The following is a 14,336-nucleotide window of genomic DNA, read 5'->3' as shown; positions in this document are numbered from 1 at the left end:
CGGATAATTTCATCCAAACATCCAACTGGTGGCCGCTTCAACTCTGATGAGATGGGGCAGCACAATCCTGTTGGCTCGGTAGCTATTCAGTTGGTTGATTTTATTCGGGACCCGAGCGAGGCGATTTGTGCCCTTGCCGGTGGACTCCAACGTGAGTTCCTCGGCACTGATGAACCGACCCGCGACGTGATCCCATCGCGTGCCGCAGTTACATGCGACCGCAAAGTCGACGATAGTAGCGTTCAGCCATGAGTAATCCACCAAACCCACCTGAGAACCGCTCGCTGTACGAACAGGCGGCCAGCCAGTCGCCGATTGGTACGACAATCGCCGACGTCTCTCGGGACGACAACCCACTGGTGTACGTGAACGATGCGTTCGTCGACCTCACGGGCTACACCGAAGCCGAGGCGCTCGGACGCAACTGTCGGTTTCTGCAGGGGGAGTCGACCCGCGAGGAGCCGGTCGCCGAACTCCGCGAGGCGATTGCACGCGAACAGTCGACGACTGTCGAGCTCCGAAACTACCACAAAGACGGCTCGATGTTCTGGAACCGGGTCACTATCTCCCCAATCAAGGATGACGCCGGGAGCGTGACCCACTTTCTGGGGTATCAAGAGGACATCTCGGATGCGAAAACCCACGCGGCCGAAAAAACGCTGTTCGAAACACACTCCGAGAACTCCGATCAGGTGATGTTTATCACCGACACCGCGGGGATAATCGAGTACGTAAACCCAGCATTCGAGCGAGTGACGGGGTATTCGGCCGCCGAGGCGGTCGGGAACACACCCCGTATTCTCAACTCCGGCGAGCAGGACGACGCGTTCTACGAGGATCTCTGGAACACGATTTTGGCCGGCGAGAGCTGGGAGGCAGAACTCACCAACCGCACCCAATCCGGCGAGCTGTATCAGGCCCACCAGCAGATCGTTCCGGTCACTGATGAGCAGGACGAACTGACTCATTTCATCGCCATCGAACCGGATATCACCGACACGCAGCTCACACAGCAGGTGGTGACTGTGCTGAACCGTGTCCTCCGACACAACCTCCGGACCTCGCTCAACGTGATCGAAGGCTACACCGAGCTGTTGGAGACCGACCGCAGCGAAGCCGACCGCAAAGATGCAGTCCGGACGATCCGTGAGCGGACGAAAGCGCTGAAACGAATCAGTGATCGAACGACTGCGCTTCAAAACATCCTTGCCGGAAACGACGGGCCACCGATGGCCATCTCCACTCTCGACGGGCTGGTCGACCAGTTCCGCCAGCGGTATCCCGAGGCCGTCTTCGAGACGACGGTTCCAGCCGCCGATGCCGAGATCCCCAACGGGAGCGTGTTTCGGATCGCCTTCGAGGAAGCCATCGAGAACGCCGTGATTCATGCCGACTGCGATCCGCCGCAAGTGATGGTTACGGTCGACCCCGTAGACGGAGGCGAGACAGCCACCGTCGAAATCGCGGACAACGGACCCGGGATTCCCGACACGGAGTGGGAGATCATCAAAACGGGCAACGAAACACCGCTCCGTCACGCCGACAGCATCGGCCTCTGGCTTATGTACTGGTCGGTTACCGCCCTCGGTGGAGCCGTCGACCGGTCGGCAAACGAGCCTCGTGGGAGCGTGCTTGCGTTCCGCGTGCCGTTGCTCCCCGAGTCGACCTGACCGAACGCAACGACCGCACGTCAGCCACCGAACTCGTCTTCGGCGACCCGGACGACGACCGTTTCGTCGACGTCCCGCAGATCGTAGCTCGGCACCGAGTCCGTGACTCTGGTGACGTACATCGGTTCGACCAAGCGATTGTCCTCAACACCAAAGATCTGGAGGAGGCGGTCGGTTTCTTCCGGCCGAACCCCGCGGTCTCTGACCTGCGTCGCCAGCCCTCGGGAGAGCCATTCAGTCTCGCTGATCGATGGCTCACGAACCATCGTGTAGTCGGTGAACCGCACGAGATACCAGTTGAGGTCATTTAAAAGGGAGACGGCCGCCCCGAGGCTCACCGTTTCGAGACCGATGGCGTTGTCGAACGGTTGGCTGAGTTCGTAGGTCGACAGGGCGTTGCGGGCGGTCTCACGGGACAGTAGCTCATAGCGGAGGTCGACGTCCTCGCTCCCGATGAGACAGACCTGTGTCACGGCCGAACCGAGTCGGTCGCCGAGTAAAGCGGTTTGGGTTTATACTGTCTGTTGGAGACGGTTCCCCGCTCGACTGCCGACTGTCGACCGCCGACGTCTGCGGTCGAGCCGAAACCTTCCGACAAACCCGCCTCACGTTCGGAACTCGAAGCGCGCACCGCCGGTTTCCGCCTCCCGGAGATCGACCTCCCAGCCGTGGGCCTGTGCAATACGGCGGACGATAGCCAACCCGAGCCCACTACCGGAGCCGGAGCCGGTGTTGCCGGCCTCGAACATCGACTCTCGGTCAGCCTCGGGCACGCCCACGCCGTCGTCTTCGATATAAAAGCCGCTGTTGTCGACCAGTTGGCCGACTGTGATCGTGATCTCGCTTTCCTCGGCACCGTCGTCAGTCGTGTTGTCGACTGGTGTGCCGTGTTCCACGCTATTCCGAAACAGATTCTCAAACAGTCGTTTGAGTCGGTCCTCGTCGGCTTCGATGGTGCCATCGCCGTCGACGACCAACCGTGCCGTCGACGTGCCCACGGTTTGCCACGCTGTGTTGGCGACCGATTCGAGGTCGACCGACTCCGGGTCGGTGACTTCATGACCGCCTCGCGCGAGGGCCAGCGAGTCCTCGATGATCTCGGTCATCCGCTCGTGGGCGAACTCGATCTGGGAGACGTGTTCCTCGTCGAGATCATGGCTTGCTTTCAGGAGTTCGATTCGGCCGCGAGCGACCGTTAGCGGACTCCGCAGGTCGTGTGAGACGATGGAGGCGAACTCTTCGAGCCGCTCGACTTGGCGTTCGAGTTGCTGTTCGCGGCGTCTAGTTCGCTGGCGTTCAACGTCATAGAAGCCGAAGGCGAGACCAATCACCGCGCCGCGGGCAACACCTGCATTCAGCCGCTGGAGCTCCTGTTGGAGGACGACACCGCCTTCGAACTGCGAGTAGAGGGTCAAAAACTCGAAACTACCGACGATGGCTCCGCCGACGAGACACCACAGTGCGAGCCGAACTCGGCGGGGACACTGTTACCAACGAGAACATCTACGGCCGACGAGACACCACAGTGCGAGCCGAACCATCGCCGCGTCGGCCGACCGATCCGACAGCGCCCAGTAGCTGGCTCCGACCAGTAGGGCCGAAAACAGCAGTGGGACGACCACGTCTGTCACGAAAACCAGTTCGCTTGTGGCCCGGCTGTTGACGAGAAAGACGAGCGTCAAGATGGCGGTCGCGATGCCAACACCGGCAATCGTCCCCGCGCTGAGTCGGCGGCGCATCTACCTACAAAGACGAACCAGTAAATAAAAGAATACTGCTTCTGCCGACCATCTACTCAGTTGAAATATTTAAAACGTTGAAATATCGCCTTCGATGACTTTCCGGGTGATGTCGGTCACGTCGGCCAACTCGCGGTCGACGATTTCGTGGATCTCGCTGTCGACATCGGCGACGGCGATACCGTCTTCGGTGACCACTTGGGCGTCAGCCACGTGTGGCTGATCGATTGGGTTGCCGATCTGGCTCAGGAGTCGAACCTGCAGGTCGCGGATGCCGTCGACCTCGTCGACGACCGACTCGGCGATCTCAGTCGAGAGGAGATTGTAGATCTTTCCGATGTGGTTGACGGGGTTTTTGCCGGAGGTCGCCTCCATACTCATCGGTCGGTTCGGCGTGATGAGACCGTTGGCGCGGTTGCCGCGGCCGACCGAGCCGTCGTCGCCCTGCTCGGCGGAGGTGCCGGTGACGGTGAGATAGATCGAGCCGTCGTCGAGATCGTCGGCCGTGTTGACGTCGACGCTCACTTCGCGGTCGGTGATATCCTCGGCGAGGTCGGTGACGTAGGCTTCGACGTTGTCGACCGCTGCAGCGTAGGCATCGATATCGTCGATGTAGGCGTCGATCATCGCCGCTGCGACGGTGATGTTGATGTGATCGCCCTCGCGTTTCCCCATGATCTTCACGTCCGGGCCGAGTTCGGGATGCTCGTCGGCATAGGTCGTGTTGAGCTCCTGTTCGGCGGTAGCAACGATCTGTTCGGTCTCCGTGAGGGGGGCGTGACCGACACCGAAGGAGGTATCGTTGGCCATCGGAACGGTTGCGCCGTCCTCACCGAAGACCTCCTGCAAGTCGCCGGAGCCTTCGCCGAGTTTGACGTCGACGATCACGTCGGTACCGTATTCGAGTTCGGGAATCGTCTCGTTGAGATACTCGCGGGCCGCAGCTAACGCGGTCGCGTTGACTGGCAGTTCCTCGCCGTCGTACTGTTTGGTTGCTCGGCCGACGATGAGAATATACATCGGCTCGATGACCTCGCCGCCACCGAAGGTGGGCGCGGCCCGCCCGGCGACGAGCTGAGTCTCGTCGGTGTTGTAGTGGAGGACTTTGCCGACACGATCCAAATAGAGTTGTGAGAGTGCCCGAGAAACGCTTTCGGCAAGCCCGTCGCTGATCGAATCCGGATGCCCGATTCCCTTTCGCTCGACGATTTCGACCGACTGATCCTCGACCGCCCGCCGGTCGAGTTCGCTAACCTGAATATTCCGACTCATTACTGGACCCTTCGGAGGCCGACATTCTATAACTTGCGGAAACCTCTGGACGATATAAAATAACTGCTGCGCATTTCACATGTCGTTTTCGAGCAGGAGTCCAAGATAGGAGGTGCGGATCTGCTCGCTGGAATCTAGACTGAGTTCCGACAGCAAGTCGACCGCGCCCTCACGCACCGCTTCGATATCGTCCTCTGTAGCTTCCTGTTCAATTTCGATGTACTCGCCGAGACCACTTACGCTGTCGAGGCTGATCGTGTAGCCATCCAGTTCGTAGAACTCCCGTTCTTTTTCAACTCGTGCTGCTGGCTCGAAGCCGAGTCCCGAGAGAATGCCCGACAGGGCCTCCTCGTCGACGACAACCGTCTCGTGTTCCTCGCGGGTTTTCGATTCCGCCTCGACCAACGGACCTTTATAAGTTATTTTGGCAACCGCTTCGCTGTGTTCGGTCGTTTCGTGCCGAATACGGAGCGCCTCGTCGGTTTCGGCAAAGTCGCGGTGGGGCGCATTGTAGTAGGTGTCGTTCTGGGTGCGGCTGTCGACGTGGTCGGCTCCCAGTTCCCCGAGTTTCTCGCGGAGGTCCTCGTGGTCGGCTCGGAGTTTGAGTTCGACTTCGTACATACCTCACTGTCCCACTGTCTCCCGAAAGCTTCTGTGGGTTGGCCGCCGCGAACCGTGCTTCTTAAGGGTGCATCACCAGTTGTTCGGAGTATGAGTGACGAACAGGCCGAAGCGGACGCTGCCGCTGACGCTGATGAGTCTGCAGACGCTGCATCGGAGACCGAGACAGGGTTCCAGAATGGCGATTTCGTCAAGCTCGACTACACCCTCCGCACCACCGAGGACGACGATGTCGTCGACACAACGATCCTCGAAGTCGCCGAAGAGGCAGGAATTGATACCGAGGAACACGAGTTCTCGCCACGAACGATCATCATCGGTGAAGGCCACGTCTTCGAATCCGTCGACGAGGCCCTGATCGGCGGCGAGGTCGGCGACGAGGGATCGGTCGTCATCTCCGCGGAGGAAGCCTTCGGCGAGTACGACCCCGACCAGGTCAAAACGATCAGCGCCCAGAAAATCGACGAGGACGACCGCTACCCCGGCGCGAACGTCCAGATCGACAACGAACAGGGCCACATCGAGACCATTATCGGCGGCCGCGCACGGGTCAACTTCAACCACCCGCTGGCCGGCGAAGAGCTCGAATACGAGTACGAGATCCTCGAAGAAGTCGACGACGTAGTCGGCAAGGCCGAGGGCCTGCTTGGGATGTACCTCCAGCACGCCCCGCCGATCTGGATCGAGACCGACGAAGTCGAAGAGGAGGTCCCCGTCGACTCCGACGACGAGGATGCCGAGCCCGAGTTCGAAACCCAGACCGTCGAGAAAGAGACGCTCTACATCGAGTCTACGCCACAGCTGACGATGAACCAGCAGTGGATGATGTCCAAGGGCCAGATCGCTCAGGAAGTCATCGCCAAAATCGGTGTCGACCGCATCGTCGTCCAAGAGATCCTCGACGGCAGCGGCGGCGGCATGTTCGGCGGTATGGGCGGCATGGGTGGTCTCGGCGGTGCTGGCGGCGAGGAAGTCGAAGAGGCCCTCGAAGACGTCGACCTCGATGACGTCGATCTCGACGCCGACGAACTCGCCGAAGAGATCGAAGACGAAGCCTAACGCGCTCGGTTCCGAACTCGTTTTTTATACACCCACCGCTGAGTACACGCAATGGATCTCGAAGACGCTTGGACTGATACGCTGGTTGCAACCGGAGTCGCTGCGACGACGATTGTCGTCACCGTCCTCCTTGTGTTCGTGTTCGCGGTGGACACAAATCCTCTCCTGCGACTCTCACCGCTTGGGATCTATTTCGTCTATCTGTTCACGCATCGACGACTCCCTGAGGGCGTCGACACACCGCGCAACTGGATCGCACTGACGGCGCTGGTCGGGATCGGTGTCCTGCTGGTTGCAGCCGGACTCGGTGGCTAACCGGTCGACACCTGCGGAGACAGTCACGGCAGCGTATATTTATCAGTCAACAGAAGCAGTATCGTGTATGCCACTGGTCCAGCGGTTCCGAACCGGACTCACGCTTACTCGTGACAGTCTGTCTGTCCTCCGTACCCACCCGAATCTCATGCTGTTTCCGCTGTTGAGTGCCGTTGGGACGCTGGCGTTCGGTGTCGGACTGTATCTCACCGTCTTCGTCGGCTCGCTCATCGGCGGCGGGCTGGAGTATCTCGCGTTGTTCGTGTTCTACTTCGTGACGACGTTTCTGGCCTCATTTTTTACGGCCGCGCTCGTCTCGTCGGTCGACGACGTGTTCCACGGCCGGGAGCCGACGCTGCGTGGGGGATGGCTGCTGCGTGGGAACGGAAGACGGAGATTGCGGTCTGGTCGGTGATCTCAGCAGTCGTCGGCGTAATCTTGCGGTCGCTTGAACGCTCGGATTCAATGCTCACGCGACTCGTCGCGGGGTTCTTTGCACTCGGCTGGACGATTACCACGTTTTTTGTTATCCCCGTCATCGTCTTCGAGGACGTCTCTCCGAGTGAGTTGTTCTCGAAAAGTGCCGGAACGTTCCGCGAGACATGGGGTGAGACACTGAGTTCGAACTTCGGCATCGGCCTCGTCCAGTTCGGCCTGTGGTTGGTGGGAATGGGTGTCGTGGTCGCTGTCGGTGTCGGACTGTTCTCGCTCGTGCCTGCGGTCGGTACCACAACTGTGGTTCTCGGCGCGGTTGGCGTCTCAGTTGGCGTCTATCTCGTCGGCCAAACCGTCCAGGGGATCACCAAAACAGCCCTCTACATCTACGCTGCCGAGCGGACGATTCCCCCCGAGTTCGACGATTTCGACTTCGAGAGTTTGGATGGCCGGACCGAGAGGTCGACTACCAGTCGGGAGCACCCACCGGCGAGATCGTAGCTTGTCGACGTGGATTTCTCTTTTCGCCTCTCGATTCACCTAGCCGAACGGACAGTGAGAAAACGTCGACCGAGGGTATCGGACGGAACTGTTGTCACGACCGGGAGGGACTCAAAGCCATCAGCGGGGACACAGATGGACAATGGGGGTGGGAAGAGGGTGCCTCTGCCGTGTTTGTGATCCTGACGCCGTATCCCATCCGGAACGACAGGTCGCTAGTGGGGGCTGTGTAACAGGGAGACTTGGGGGGCCGAATTCGCTGCACGAGGAGATGGGACCTTCGTGCCAGCGACTACTCCCTATCCGGGATAAGTGGCGATAACCTAATAATATGTAGGCATTTTTACCGTATGATTTTTTGTGATTAACTGAGTGATATTTGAGCTCACGGTCGCTGGTCGTGAAGACACTCCGGTCGACGTCGTCGAGGTCACGATTCATCGGTAGCGTTGGGCTTGGCGCAGTATCTGGACTTTTCACGAATCTTGTACAGTTGCTCTCAGAAATACGATCACCGGCATACTACGCGGCGTCGTAATCGTACCCGGATTCGAGGTCTTTGACACCCTCCGTTCTGGAGCCGACCTACGCGCCGACTCGGTCGACTGGTGAGTGCGTCGAACCAGTCCGATCACAACGGCTCGGTAGCGTCGACAACGTCCGAGAGCAAACGGCTCCGGGTCGGATTGCCACTGACTATCACTGTGGCCGAGTATGACATACAGATGTCTGACATATATTTATCTGTGACTCTCCCGCCGATCCAGTATGTCCTCCGAGCCACCACTCAGTGTCCGTCTCCCCCAACAGATTGCCGACAAGCAGGGTGTTGATCCAACGGAACTCTCCCCACCGGTCGGCGACGTTATCGACATTGAAGCCCTCGAACGCACGCTTTCGACAGCCGCTGCGAGCCAGCAGACGACTCCCACTGTCACCTTCGGCTACGATGGGCTCACTGTCACCGTCGAAGGTACTGACGACATCGAAGTTCGCATCGAGTCGGCGGCTAGCTGTCAAGTTCGGCCACCGACGCCGGGTGCTGCCGACTGAGTCTGATTAAATAACGTCCATCGCGTCGAGTCGCTCTGGCAGATACGTGTCTGTAACGAAGTCCAGCCCGCGGGCCGCCAGCGCCTGCTGTTCGGCCTTTTTCCCGATTTCGAGTTGGAGTTCGATCTGTTCTTCCCAGTAGTCAGTCTGGTAGCGCGGGTCGGTCAGTTCCGACTCCAACGCATTGATATCCGAATCGGCCAGCGGATCGGTCGGCAGATCGTAGTCGACGATATCTTGGGGCTGAATCCCGATGTAGTCGGCCTCCGGCGTCGCAAGATACTCCGAGAGGTGGGCGGATTTGATCGAGCCATATGCAACTGAACCGTAGATCCGGTAGGACCACGGGTCGCCGTCACAGAACACCGTCACTGGAAGATCGAGTTCGTCGTGGAGTCGTTTGATGATCCGCCGGGTAGCGCGGGCAGGCTGACCTTTGAGGTGGACGACCAGACAGTTGTAGTCGTCGTCAAACCCATTCTCGATGAGCCGGTCGCGCATCCCACCGGTCTCCACACAGAGGACGAAATCGATGTCGTTGTCGAGGAACTCGATGGTGTCGGGGTTGTTCGGGATCTGGTAGCCTCCCTCGCCAACGTCTTGCTGGCAGTGGATCTCCCGTTCTCCTCTGCGCGTTTGCTCGCGGATCTCAAGCGGCCCCATCAGGGTCGCGCCGGACTCCTCGGGCCGCATGTGGAAGTCCTCGCGGGTCACATCCGAGACGATCTCCAAATCCTCGATCATCTGGTTCGACTCGTCTTGATCCGAGAAGTGGGCCTCATTGTTGTCCCACGATTCGGAGAGGTAGTAGAGTTCTCGCAGCGTCGACGAGCGATCCTCTGCCAACTGCTGGTCGAGGAACTCGATGGTGTACACCGCCTTCAGCAGCTTTCGAGCGCCACGCACCGAGTTCGCCGACCGCGTCGACGTCCGATCTCCATACACCCAAACCCCGGAGTCGGGGTCGTACTCGATGTTGCTCTTGGTTCGCGTCGGCAGCGTCATCTCTGGGATCTGGCCGCCGGCGAACTGGTCGTAGAACTCCTCGGCAAGGTCGATGAGCTGTTCTCTGGCTCGGGCTTCGTTGGTTCGTTTACTCATTTATATACACCTCAAGTTAGGCGTTCAGCGTCAGTTTCTCGTCTTCGATCCCCTCGACAGTGATGTCGAAATCGGCCGTCTCATCGATTGTGTATTTCAGTTCGGCCTCCTCACCGGCCGACACCGATGGCGACCACTGGACGTACCATTCGCCGTCGAGGTCGACCACACTCCCGTCGCCGTTGAGATCCTGTGGCTCGACGGTCACGATCTCGGTGATCTCGGGGCTTTCGCTCCGGTCGGAGAAGTTTTCGACCGTTAGCGTCACCGTTCCGTCCTTGATTTCGCGGTCGATACAGAGATTGTTCATGATTTTGCCCATCGCGCCCTCGATGTTGGGTCGTGGTCGCCCCGTCACCTCGGCGACTTTGTCGGCCATCTCCGGCAGAATCCGACTGAGGACGTCCTGTTTCTCCTGTCGTTTTTGAAGCGACTGCCGCTTGTTCAGATAGGATTTGAGTTCGCGGGCGGCCTCTCGAATCGCCAACTCGATTTCGTCTTCGATGGCTGGAATGTTGGCCAGCGCGTCCTTCGACTCGCTGGTGAACGGCACGTTGGTCGAGGCGACGTGGACCATGAGCACTGCCGGGCCGTTCGGCATCCCGCTGCCGCCGGGTTGGTCGAGATTGTAGTTCCGCCAGCCGATTCCCTTGACTACGTCGGTGATCGCACACGCGCCCTGCTGGTAGACCAGCGGAACACGGTTGGCAAATCGGAGGAGGTCGACGCCGCCTTCGGCTTTGAGTTCGCCGCCGTAGGCGATCCCGGCCTCGACGATGAAGGGGTCGCCGCCGTGGACGTCCGCGTCGCGCGTCGCGGCGGCATAGAAGTCGGCATCGTACTCCTTTTTCAGCCCAGCTTCGACAAGCTCGGCCGTGATCGGCGACAGGCAGTCAGTTGGCGGTGCGAGAATGTTGGTCTCCCGCATCGCCTCCAGCAGTTCGCTGGACGTGTCGCGGCTGTCGGCGATCTCTCGAATTTTCGGGGCGTCGTCGGGGACGGTTCGGGAGATCTCCCAGAGGGAGTCCAGAATGTTCTCGCGGGCAGTGTCGCCGACGGTCACGTCGTCGTACTCGACGGTCGCGTCAGCAGCTTCCTCGACGAGGCGCGTGAGTTCGTCGTGTGTAAATCGGAACTGATCGCCATCGCTATTTGCGAGTCGACGCGCAATTCGCTCGGCGAGCGCCTGAATCGTCGCATCGTCCTTCCGGGTGCTTGTCGCCTCGTCGATCAGCGTGTAGATCGCTGGCGTGAGGTGGTCTCGACCGTCTCCGTCTTCATCCGCATCGGTCTCGAAGGCGGTCAGTTCGGCCCAGACGGCGTCGACGGCCTTCCCTCTGACCGTCGACCCAAAGGTGCGACCCGTCTCGTCTTCGACGCTCTCGGCGACGTTGTCGACGATCTCAACCAACTCGAAGTGGGCGGTTCGCTCGCGGCTCTGGAGGACTGACTGGATCTCGCCAGCGAACGATTCGGTGGCGTCTGCACCCTTGTTTGAGACGGCCTCGGTGATCGCGGCAGTGATGTCGACGTTAAGGGTGGGTGTTGGCCACGAGACCTCCCGGCCGTAGTGGCGATCTCGGAACGCATCGAGCACTTTGCTGGCGGTTTTCTTCCCGACGCGGGTGAACTCCTCCTGCAGAAAGCCCGAAATCGAGTAGGATTCGGTCGCTGCAAGCATTTTCAGGAGCGTCCCGAGTTCGACCCCGTGAGGGTGGGGTCGAATCTCGCTGGTTTCGGCCGGGAGCTTATCGGTTCCGCGCTCGAATTTCAGGGGTTCATCAAGCCCCGGCTCCCGAAGTTCGATCCGCGCGTGGGGGTTGACGACCGCGGTATTTTTGATGTAGGTATGAAGCTGCTGGCGGGCCCGCATATTGGCCTCCATCTCTAGTTCGATCCGCGTGCCGTGGGTTCGGTCCCATGTCGTCGTTTTTGATTCCCTGATCTCCGGCTCGTTCGTATCGGTATCGATGATCAGCTCGAAGTATTCGGCTTGACCGGCCTCTTGGGTTCGGCTCGTGATCTTGGCTGGCTTTCCGCTCGTGAGTTGGGAGTAGAGCACCGCCGCGGAGATCCCGATTCCCTGCTGGCCGCGGGACTGTTCGCGGGCGTGAAACCGAGAGCCGTAGAGGAGTTTTCCGAACACTTTGGGAAGCTGTTCTTTCGTGATGCCCGGCCCGTTGTCTTCGATGATGAGTTTGTAGTAGTCACCGACTTCGGTGATTTCGACGTAGATGTCGGGTCGAAACCCCGCCTCCTCGGTGGCATCGAGGGCATTGTCGACGGCCTCTTTGACCGCGGTGACAAGCCCGCGAGCCCCCGAGTCGAAGCCGAGCATGTGCTTGTTCTTCTCGAAGAACTCGGCGATAGAGATCTCTCGCTGGCCTTTGGCCAGCTCTTCGGCGATCCCCTCGTCGGCACCGAGTTCTGCCTGGAATGACGTCATTCTATACACCATGGTTTCCGTGGAGCCATTAAAACCTGTTCGGCATGGCAACACGAAACCCGCCGACACCGGAGTGGCAGTGTGGAGTAGCTCCCGTCAGACACCATGTAAGAACCTCACACACCATACAAACCAATTCACAGTTGTTTCGCCCGCGCGTGCGAGGGCTTTATGCCGGGGGAACAACTAGACGAAACTAGTTCTATGTCAGGCGAAAACGAATACGGGGCCGGACAGATTCAGGTTCTCGAAGGCCTCCAGGCCGTCCGGAAGCGTCCGGCGATGTATATCGGCTCGACGGACGGTCGCGGGCTCCACCATCTCGTCTACGAGGTCGTCGACAACTCGATTGACGAGGCGCTGGCCGGCTACTGTGACCACATCGACGTGACGATTCACGACGACGACTCGGTGTCGGTCTCCGACGACGGCCGGGGGATCCCGGTCGACGTCCACGAGCAGTACGACCGCCCCGCCCTCGAAGTCATCATGACCGTCCTCCACGCCGGCGGGAAGTTCGACAACAAATCCTACCAAGTTTCGGGCGGCCTCCACGGTGTTGGCGTTTCGGTCGTCAACGCGCTGTCGAAATGGCTGGAAGTCGAGGTCAAACGCGATGGCCATGTGTGGCAGCACCGCTTTGATCACGGCGAACCCGAGGTCGACGCCTTCGAGAAGGTTCGACCGATGGACGAGGGCGAAGAAACCGGCACGACGATCCGATTTTGGCCTGACGACGACATCTTCGAGACGACTGATTTCACCTACTCGACGCTAGCCAACCGGCTTCGGGAGCTGGCCTTCCTCAACTCCGGGGTCGCAATCAATCTGACCGATGAACGCTCCGACGAAAGCGAACAGTTCCGCTACGAGGGCGGTATCAAGGAGTTCGTCCGGTATCTTAACGAAACTCGAACCCCGATCCACCAGGAAGTCATCTACTTCGAGGACGAAGACCAAAATATTCAGGTCGAAATCGCTATTCAGGCGACCGAAGAGCTACAGGGGTCGGTCCACGCCTTCGCCAACAACATCAATACGCGCGAGGGTGGCACCCATCTCACCGGGTTCAAAACCGCACTCACCCGCGTCATCAACGATTATGCTAACGAACACGGACTCACCAACGATCTCGACGAGAACCTCAAGGGCGAGGACGTTAGGGAGGGCCTAACCGCGGTTATTTCGGTCAAACATCCTGACCCGCAGTTCGAGGGCCAAACCAAGACCAAACTCGGCAACAGCGAAGTTCGGGGGATCGTCGAAAGCGCGACCCACCAGCACCTCCGAACCTATCTCGAAGAGAACCCCGACACCGGAAAAGCGGTCGTCAGCAAGGCCGCCGAGGCCGCCCGCGCACGCAAGGCAGCGAAAAAGGCCGAGGAGTTGACGCGGCGCAAGAGTGCCCTGGAGTCGACCGCACTCCCGGGCAAACTCGCCGACTGCCAGACCCGTGACCCGGCCGACAGCGAACTGTTCGTCGTCGAGGGTGATTCGGCAGGTGGCTCGGCCAAACAGGGCCGAGACCGACACAATCAGGCAATTTTGCCATTGAAGGGGAAGATCCTCAACGTCGAGAAACACCGGCTTGATCGAATCCTCGAAAACACCGAGATTCGTGCGCTGATCACCGCGATTGGGGCCGGTATCGGCGAGGAGTTCGACATCGACGAGGCTCGGTATCAGAAGATCATCATTATGACCGACGCCGACGTCGACGGCGCTCACATCAGAACACTCCTATTGACCCTCTTGTACCGCCACATGAAGCCCCTGCTTGAGGCGGGCTACGTCTATGCGGCCCAACCACCCCTCTACCGAGTGCGGTACCGCGGAAACACCTACGATGCGATGACTGAGGAAGACCGCGACCGGATCATCGAGGAGAAATGCAATGGCAACCCCACGCAGGTCCAGCGGTTCAAGGGACTCGGCGAGATGAATCCTGACCAGTTGTGGGAGACAACGATGGATCCCGAGAACCGAATTCTCAAGCGGATTACCATCGAGGATGCCGCCGCGGCCGACCGAATGTTTTCGGTGCTGATGGGCGATGCGGTTGAACCGCGGAAACAGTTTATCAAAGAACACGCGACCGAAGCCGAATGGGTCGACATCTAACGG

The 14,336-nt window shown here is 59.6% G+C and carries 14 protein-coding genes; 7 read left to right on the top strand and 7 right to left on the bottom strand.

Annotated features, from left to right (window positions below; translation table 11 throughout):
* Positions 1–51: 51 nt before the first annotated feature.
* Together HALTADL_RS14855 and HALTADL_RS14850 are read left to right on the top strand one after the other, a co-directional pair.
* On the top strand, positions 52–252 hold the full coding sequence (locus tag HALTADL_RS14855) for a hypothetical protein (protein ID WP_089670860.1): 201 nt from the start codon (positions 52–54) through the stop codon (positions 250–252).
* Positions 249–1,670, top strand: a complete 1,422-nt coding sequence (locus HALTADL_RS14850; RefSeq protein WP_089670861.1) for a PAS domain S-box protein — start codon at positions 249–251, stop codon at positions 1,668–1,670. Before HALTADL_RS14855 ends, HALTADL_RS14850 begins: the two co-directional genes overlap by 4 nt.
* Positions 1,671–1,690: 20 nt before the next feature.
* Here the strand turns inward: HALTADL_RS14850 and HALTADL_RS14845 are convergent, their stop codons facing one another.
* The 5 genes from HALTADL_RS14845 to cyaB all read right to left on the bottom strand — a co-directional run bounded on the left by HALTADL_RS14845 (position 1,691) and on the right by cyaB (position 5,302).
* A complete protein-coding gene (locus tag HALTADL_RS14845) occupies positions 1,691–2,143 on the bottom strand; it encodes a DUF5804 family protein (RefSeq protein ID WP_089670862.1) in 453 nt (150 codons plus the stop codon).
* A 132-nt stretch (positions 2,144–2,275) separates the two neighbouring features.
* The gene (locus HALTADL_RS14840) at positions 2,276–3,085 is read right to left on the bottom strand and encodes a sensor histidine kinase (protein WP_089670863.1); all 810 of its coding nucleotides are present in this window, start codon (positions 3,083–3,085) and stop codon (positions 2,276–2,278) included.
* A gap of 72 nt (positions 3,086–3,157) precedes the next feature.
* Positions 3,158–3,409, bottom strand: a complete 252-nt coding sequence (locus HALTADL_RS14835; RefSeq protein ID WP_089670864.1) for a hypothetical protein — start codon at positions 3,407–3,409, stop codon at positions 3,158–3,160.
* Positions 3,410–3,478: 69 nt separating this feature from the next.
* On the bottom strand, positions 3,479–4,681 hold the full coding sequence (locus tag HALTADL_RS14830; RefSeq protein ID WP_089670865.1) for a methionine adenosyltransferase: 1,203 nt from the start codon (positions 4,679–4,681) through the stop codon (positions 3,479–3,481).
* A gap of 75 nt (positions 4,682–4,756) precedes the next feature.
* Positions 4,757–5,302, bottom strand: a complete 546-nt coding sequence (gene cyaB / locus HALTADL_RS14825; protein WP_089670866.1) for a class IV adenylate cyclase — start codon at positions 5,300–5,302, stop codon at positions 4,757–4,759.
* A 90-nt stretch (positions 5,303–5,392) separates the two neighbouring features.
* Here cyaB and HALTADL_RS14820 point away from each other — a divergent pair, with 90 nt between their 5' ends.
* The 4 genes from HALTADL_RS14820 to HALTADL_RS14800 all read left to right on the top strand — a co-directional run bounded on the left by HALTADL_RS14820 (position 5,393) and on the right by HALTADL_RS14800 (position 8,665).
* The gene (locus HALTADL_RS14820) at positions 5,393–6,361 is read left to right on the top strand and encodes an FKBP-type peptidyl-prolyl cis-trans isomerase (RefSeq protein ID WP_089670867.1); all 969 of its coding nucleotides are present in this window, start codon (positions 5,393–5,395) and stop codon (positions 6,359–6,361) included.
* 51 nt (positions 6,362–6,412) lie between these two features.
* Positions 6,413–6,676 (top strand): hypothetical protein, encoded by a 264-nt coding sequence (locus tag HALTADL_RS14815; protein WP_089670868.1) that lies wholly within the window; start codon positions 6,413–6,415, stop codon positions 6,674–6,676.
* A 294-nt stretch (positions 6,677–6,970) separates the two neighbouring features.
* Positions 6,971–7,612, top strand: coding sequence for a DUF6159 family protein (locus HALTADL_RS17885; protein WP_245708348.1), 642 nt, complete (start codon positions 6,971–6,973; stop codon positions 7,610–7,612).
* A 768-nt stretch (positions 7,613–8,380) separates the two neighbouring features.
* On the top strand, positions 8,381–8,665 hold the full coding sequence (locus HALTADL_RS14800) for a HalOD1 output domain-containing protein (RefSeq protein ID WP_089670871.1): 285 nt from the start codon (positions 8,381–8,383) through the stop codon (positions 8,663–8,665).
* Between the two features lie 6 nt (positions 8,666–8,671).
* Here the strand turns inward: HALTADL_RS14800 and HALTADL_RS14795 are convergent, their stop codons facing one another.
* Positions 8,672–9,766, bottom strand: coding sequence for a DNA topoisomerase IV subunit A (locus tag HALTADL_RS14795; RefSeq protein WP_089670872.1), 1,095 nt, complete (start codon positions 9,764–9,766; stop codon positions 8,672–8,674).
* 16 nt (positions 9,767–9,782) lie between these two features.
* Entirely contained in the window at positions 9,783–12,212 is a 2,430-nt protein-coding gene (locus tag HALTADL_RS14790; RefSeq protein WP_089670873.1) for a DNA topoisomerase VI subunit B, read from the bottom strand.
* A gap of 204 nt (positions 12,213–12,416) precedes the next feature.
* Between HALTADL_RS14790 and gyrB the strand changes: the two genes are divergently transcribed.
* Positions 12,417–14,333 carry a DNA topoisomerase (ATP-hydrolyzing) subunit B gene (gene gyrB / locus HALTADL_RS14785; RefSeq protein WP_089670874.1) on the top strand — a complete coding sequence of 639 codons (1,917 nt, stop codon included), beginning with the start codon at positions 12,417–12,419 and terminating at the stop codon, positions 14,331–14,333.
* Positions 14,334–14,336 lie beyond the last annotated feature (3 nt).

It is taken from the genome of Halohasta litchfieldiae (assembly GCF_002788215.1).
Classification (GTDB): domain Archaea; phylum Halobacteriota; class Halobacteria; order Halobacteriales; family Haloferacaceae; genus Halohasta; species Halohasta litchfieldiae.
This window is presented reverse-complemented; position numbering and strand designations above follow the sequence as displayed.

Excerpts from the sequence above, each read along its gene's own strand:
- HALTADL_RS14855 (WP_089670860.1), top strand. The coding sequence starts at position 52 with ATGGGGCAGCACAATCCTGTTGGCTCGGTAGCTATTCAGTTGGTTGAT.
- HALTADL_RS14850 (WP_089670861.1), top strand. The coding sequence starts at position 249 with ATGAGTAATCCACCAAACCCACCTGAGAACCGCTCGCTGTACGAACAG.
- HALTADL_RS14835 (WP_089670864.1), bottom strand. The coding sequence starts at position 3,409 with ATGCGCCGCCGACTCAGCGCGGGGACGATTGCCGGTGTTGGCATCGCG.
- HALTADL_RS14830 (WP_089670865.1), bottom strand. The coding sequence starts at position 4,681 with ATGAGTCGGAATATTCAGGTTAGCGAACTCGACCGGCGGGCGGTCGAG.
- cyaB (WP_089670866.1), bottom strand. The coding sequence starts at position 5,302 with ATGTACGAAGTCGAACTCAAACTCCGAGCCGACCACGAGGACCTCCGC.
- HALTADL_RS14820 (WP_089670867.1), top strand. The coding sequence starts at position 5,393 with ATGAGTGACGAACAGGCCGAAGCGGACGCTGCCGCTGACGCTGATGAG.
- HALTADL_RS14815 (WP_089670868.1), top strand. The coding sequence starts at position 6,413 with ATGGATCTCGAAGACGCTTGGACTGATACGCTGGTTGCAACCGGAGTC.
- HALTADL_RS14800 (WP_089670871.1), top strand. The coding sequence starts at position 8,381 with ATGTCCTCCGAGCCACCACTCAGTGTCCGTCTCCCCCAACAGATTGCC.
- HALTADL_RS14795 (WP_089670872.1), bottom strand. The coding sequence starts at position 9,766 with ATGAGTAAACGAACCAACGAAGCCCGAGCCAGAGAACAGCTCATCGAC.
- HALTADL_RS14790 (WP_089670873.1), bottom strand. The coding sequence starts at position 12,212 with ATGACGTCATTCCAGGCAGAACTCGGTGCCGACGAGGGGATCGCCGAA.
- gyrB (WP_089670874.1), top strand. The coding sequence starts at position 12,417 with ATGTCAGGCGAAAACGAATACGGGGCCGGACAGATTCAGGTTCTCGAA.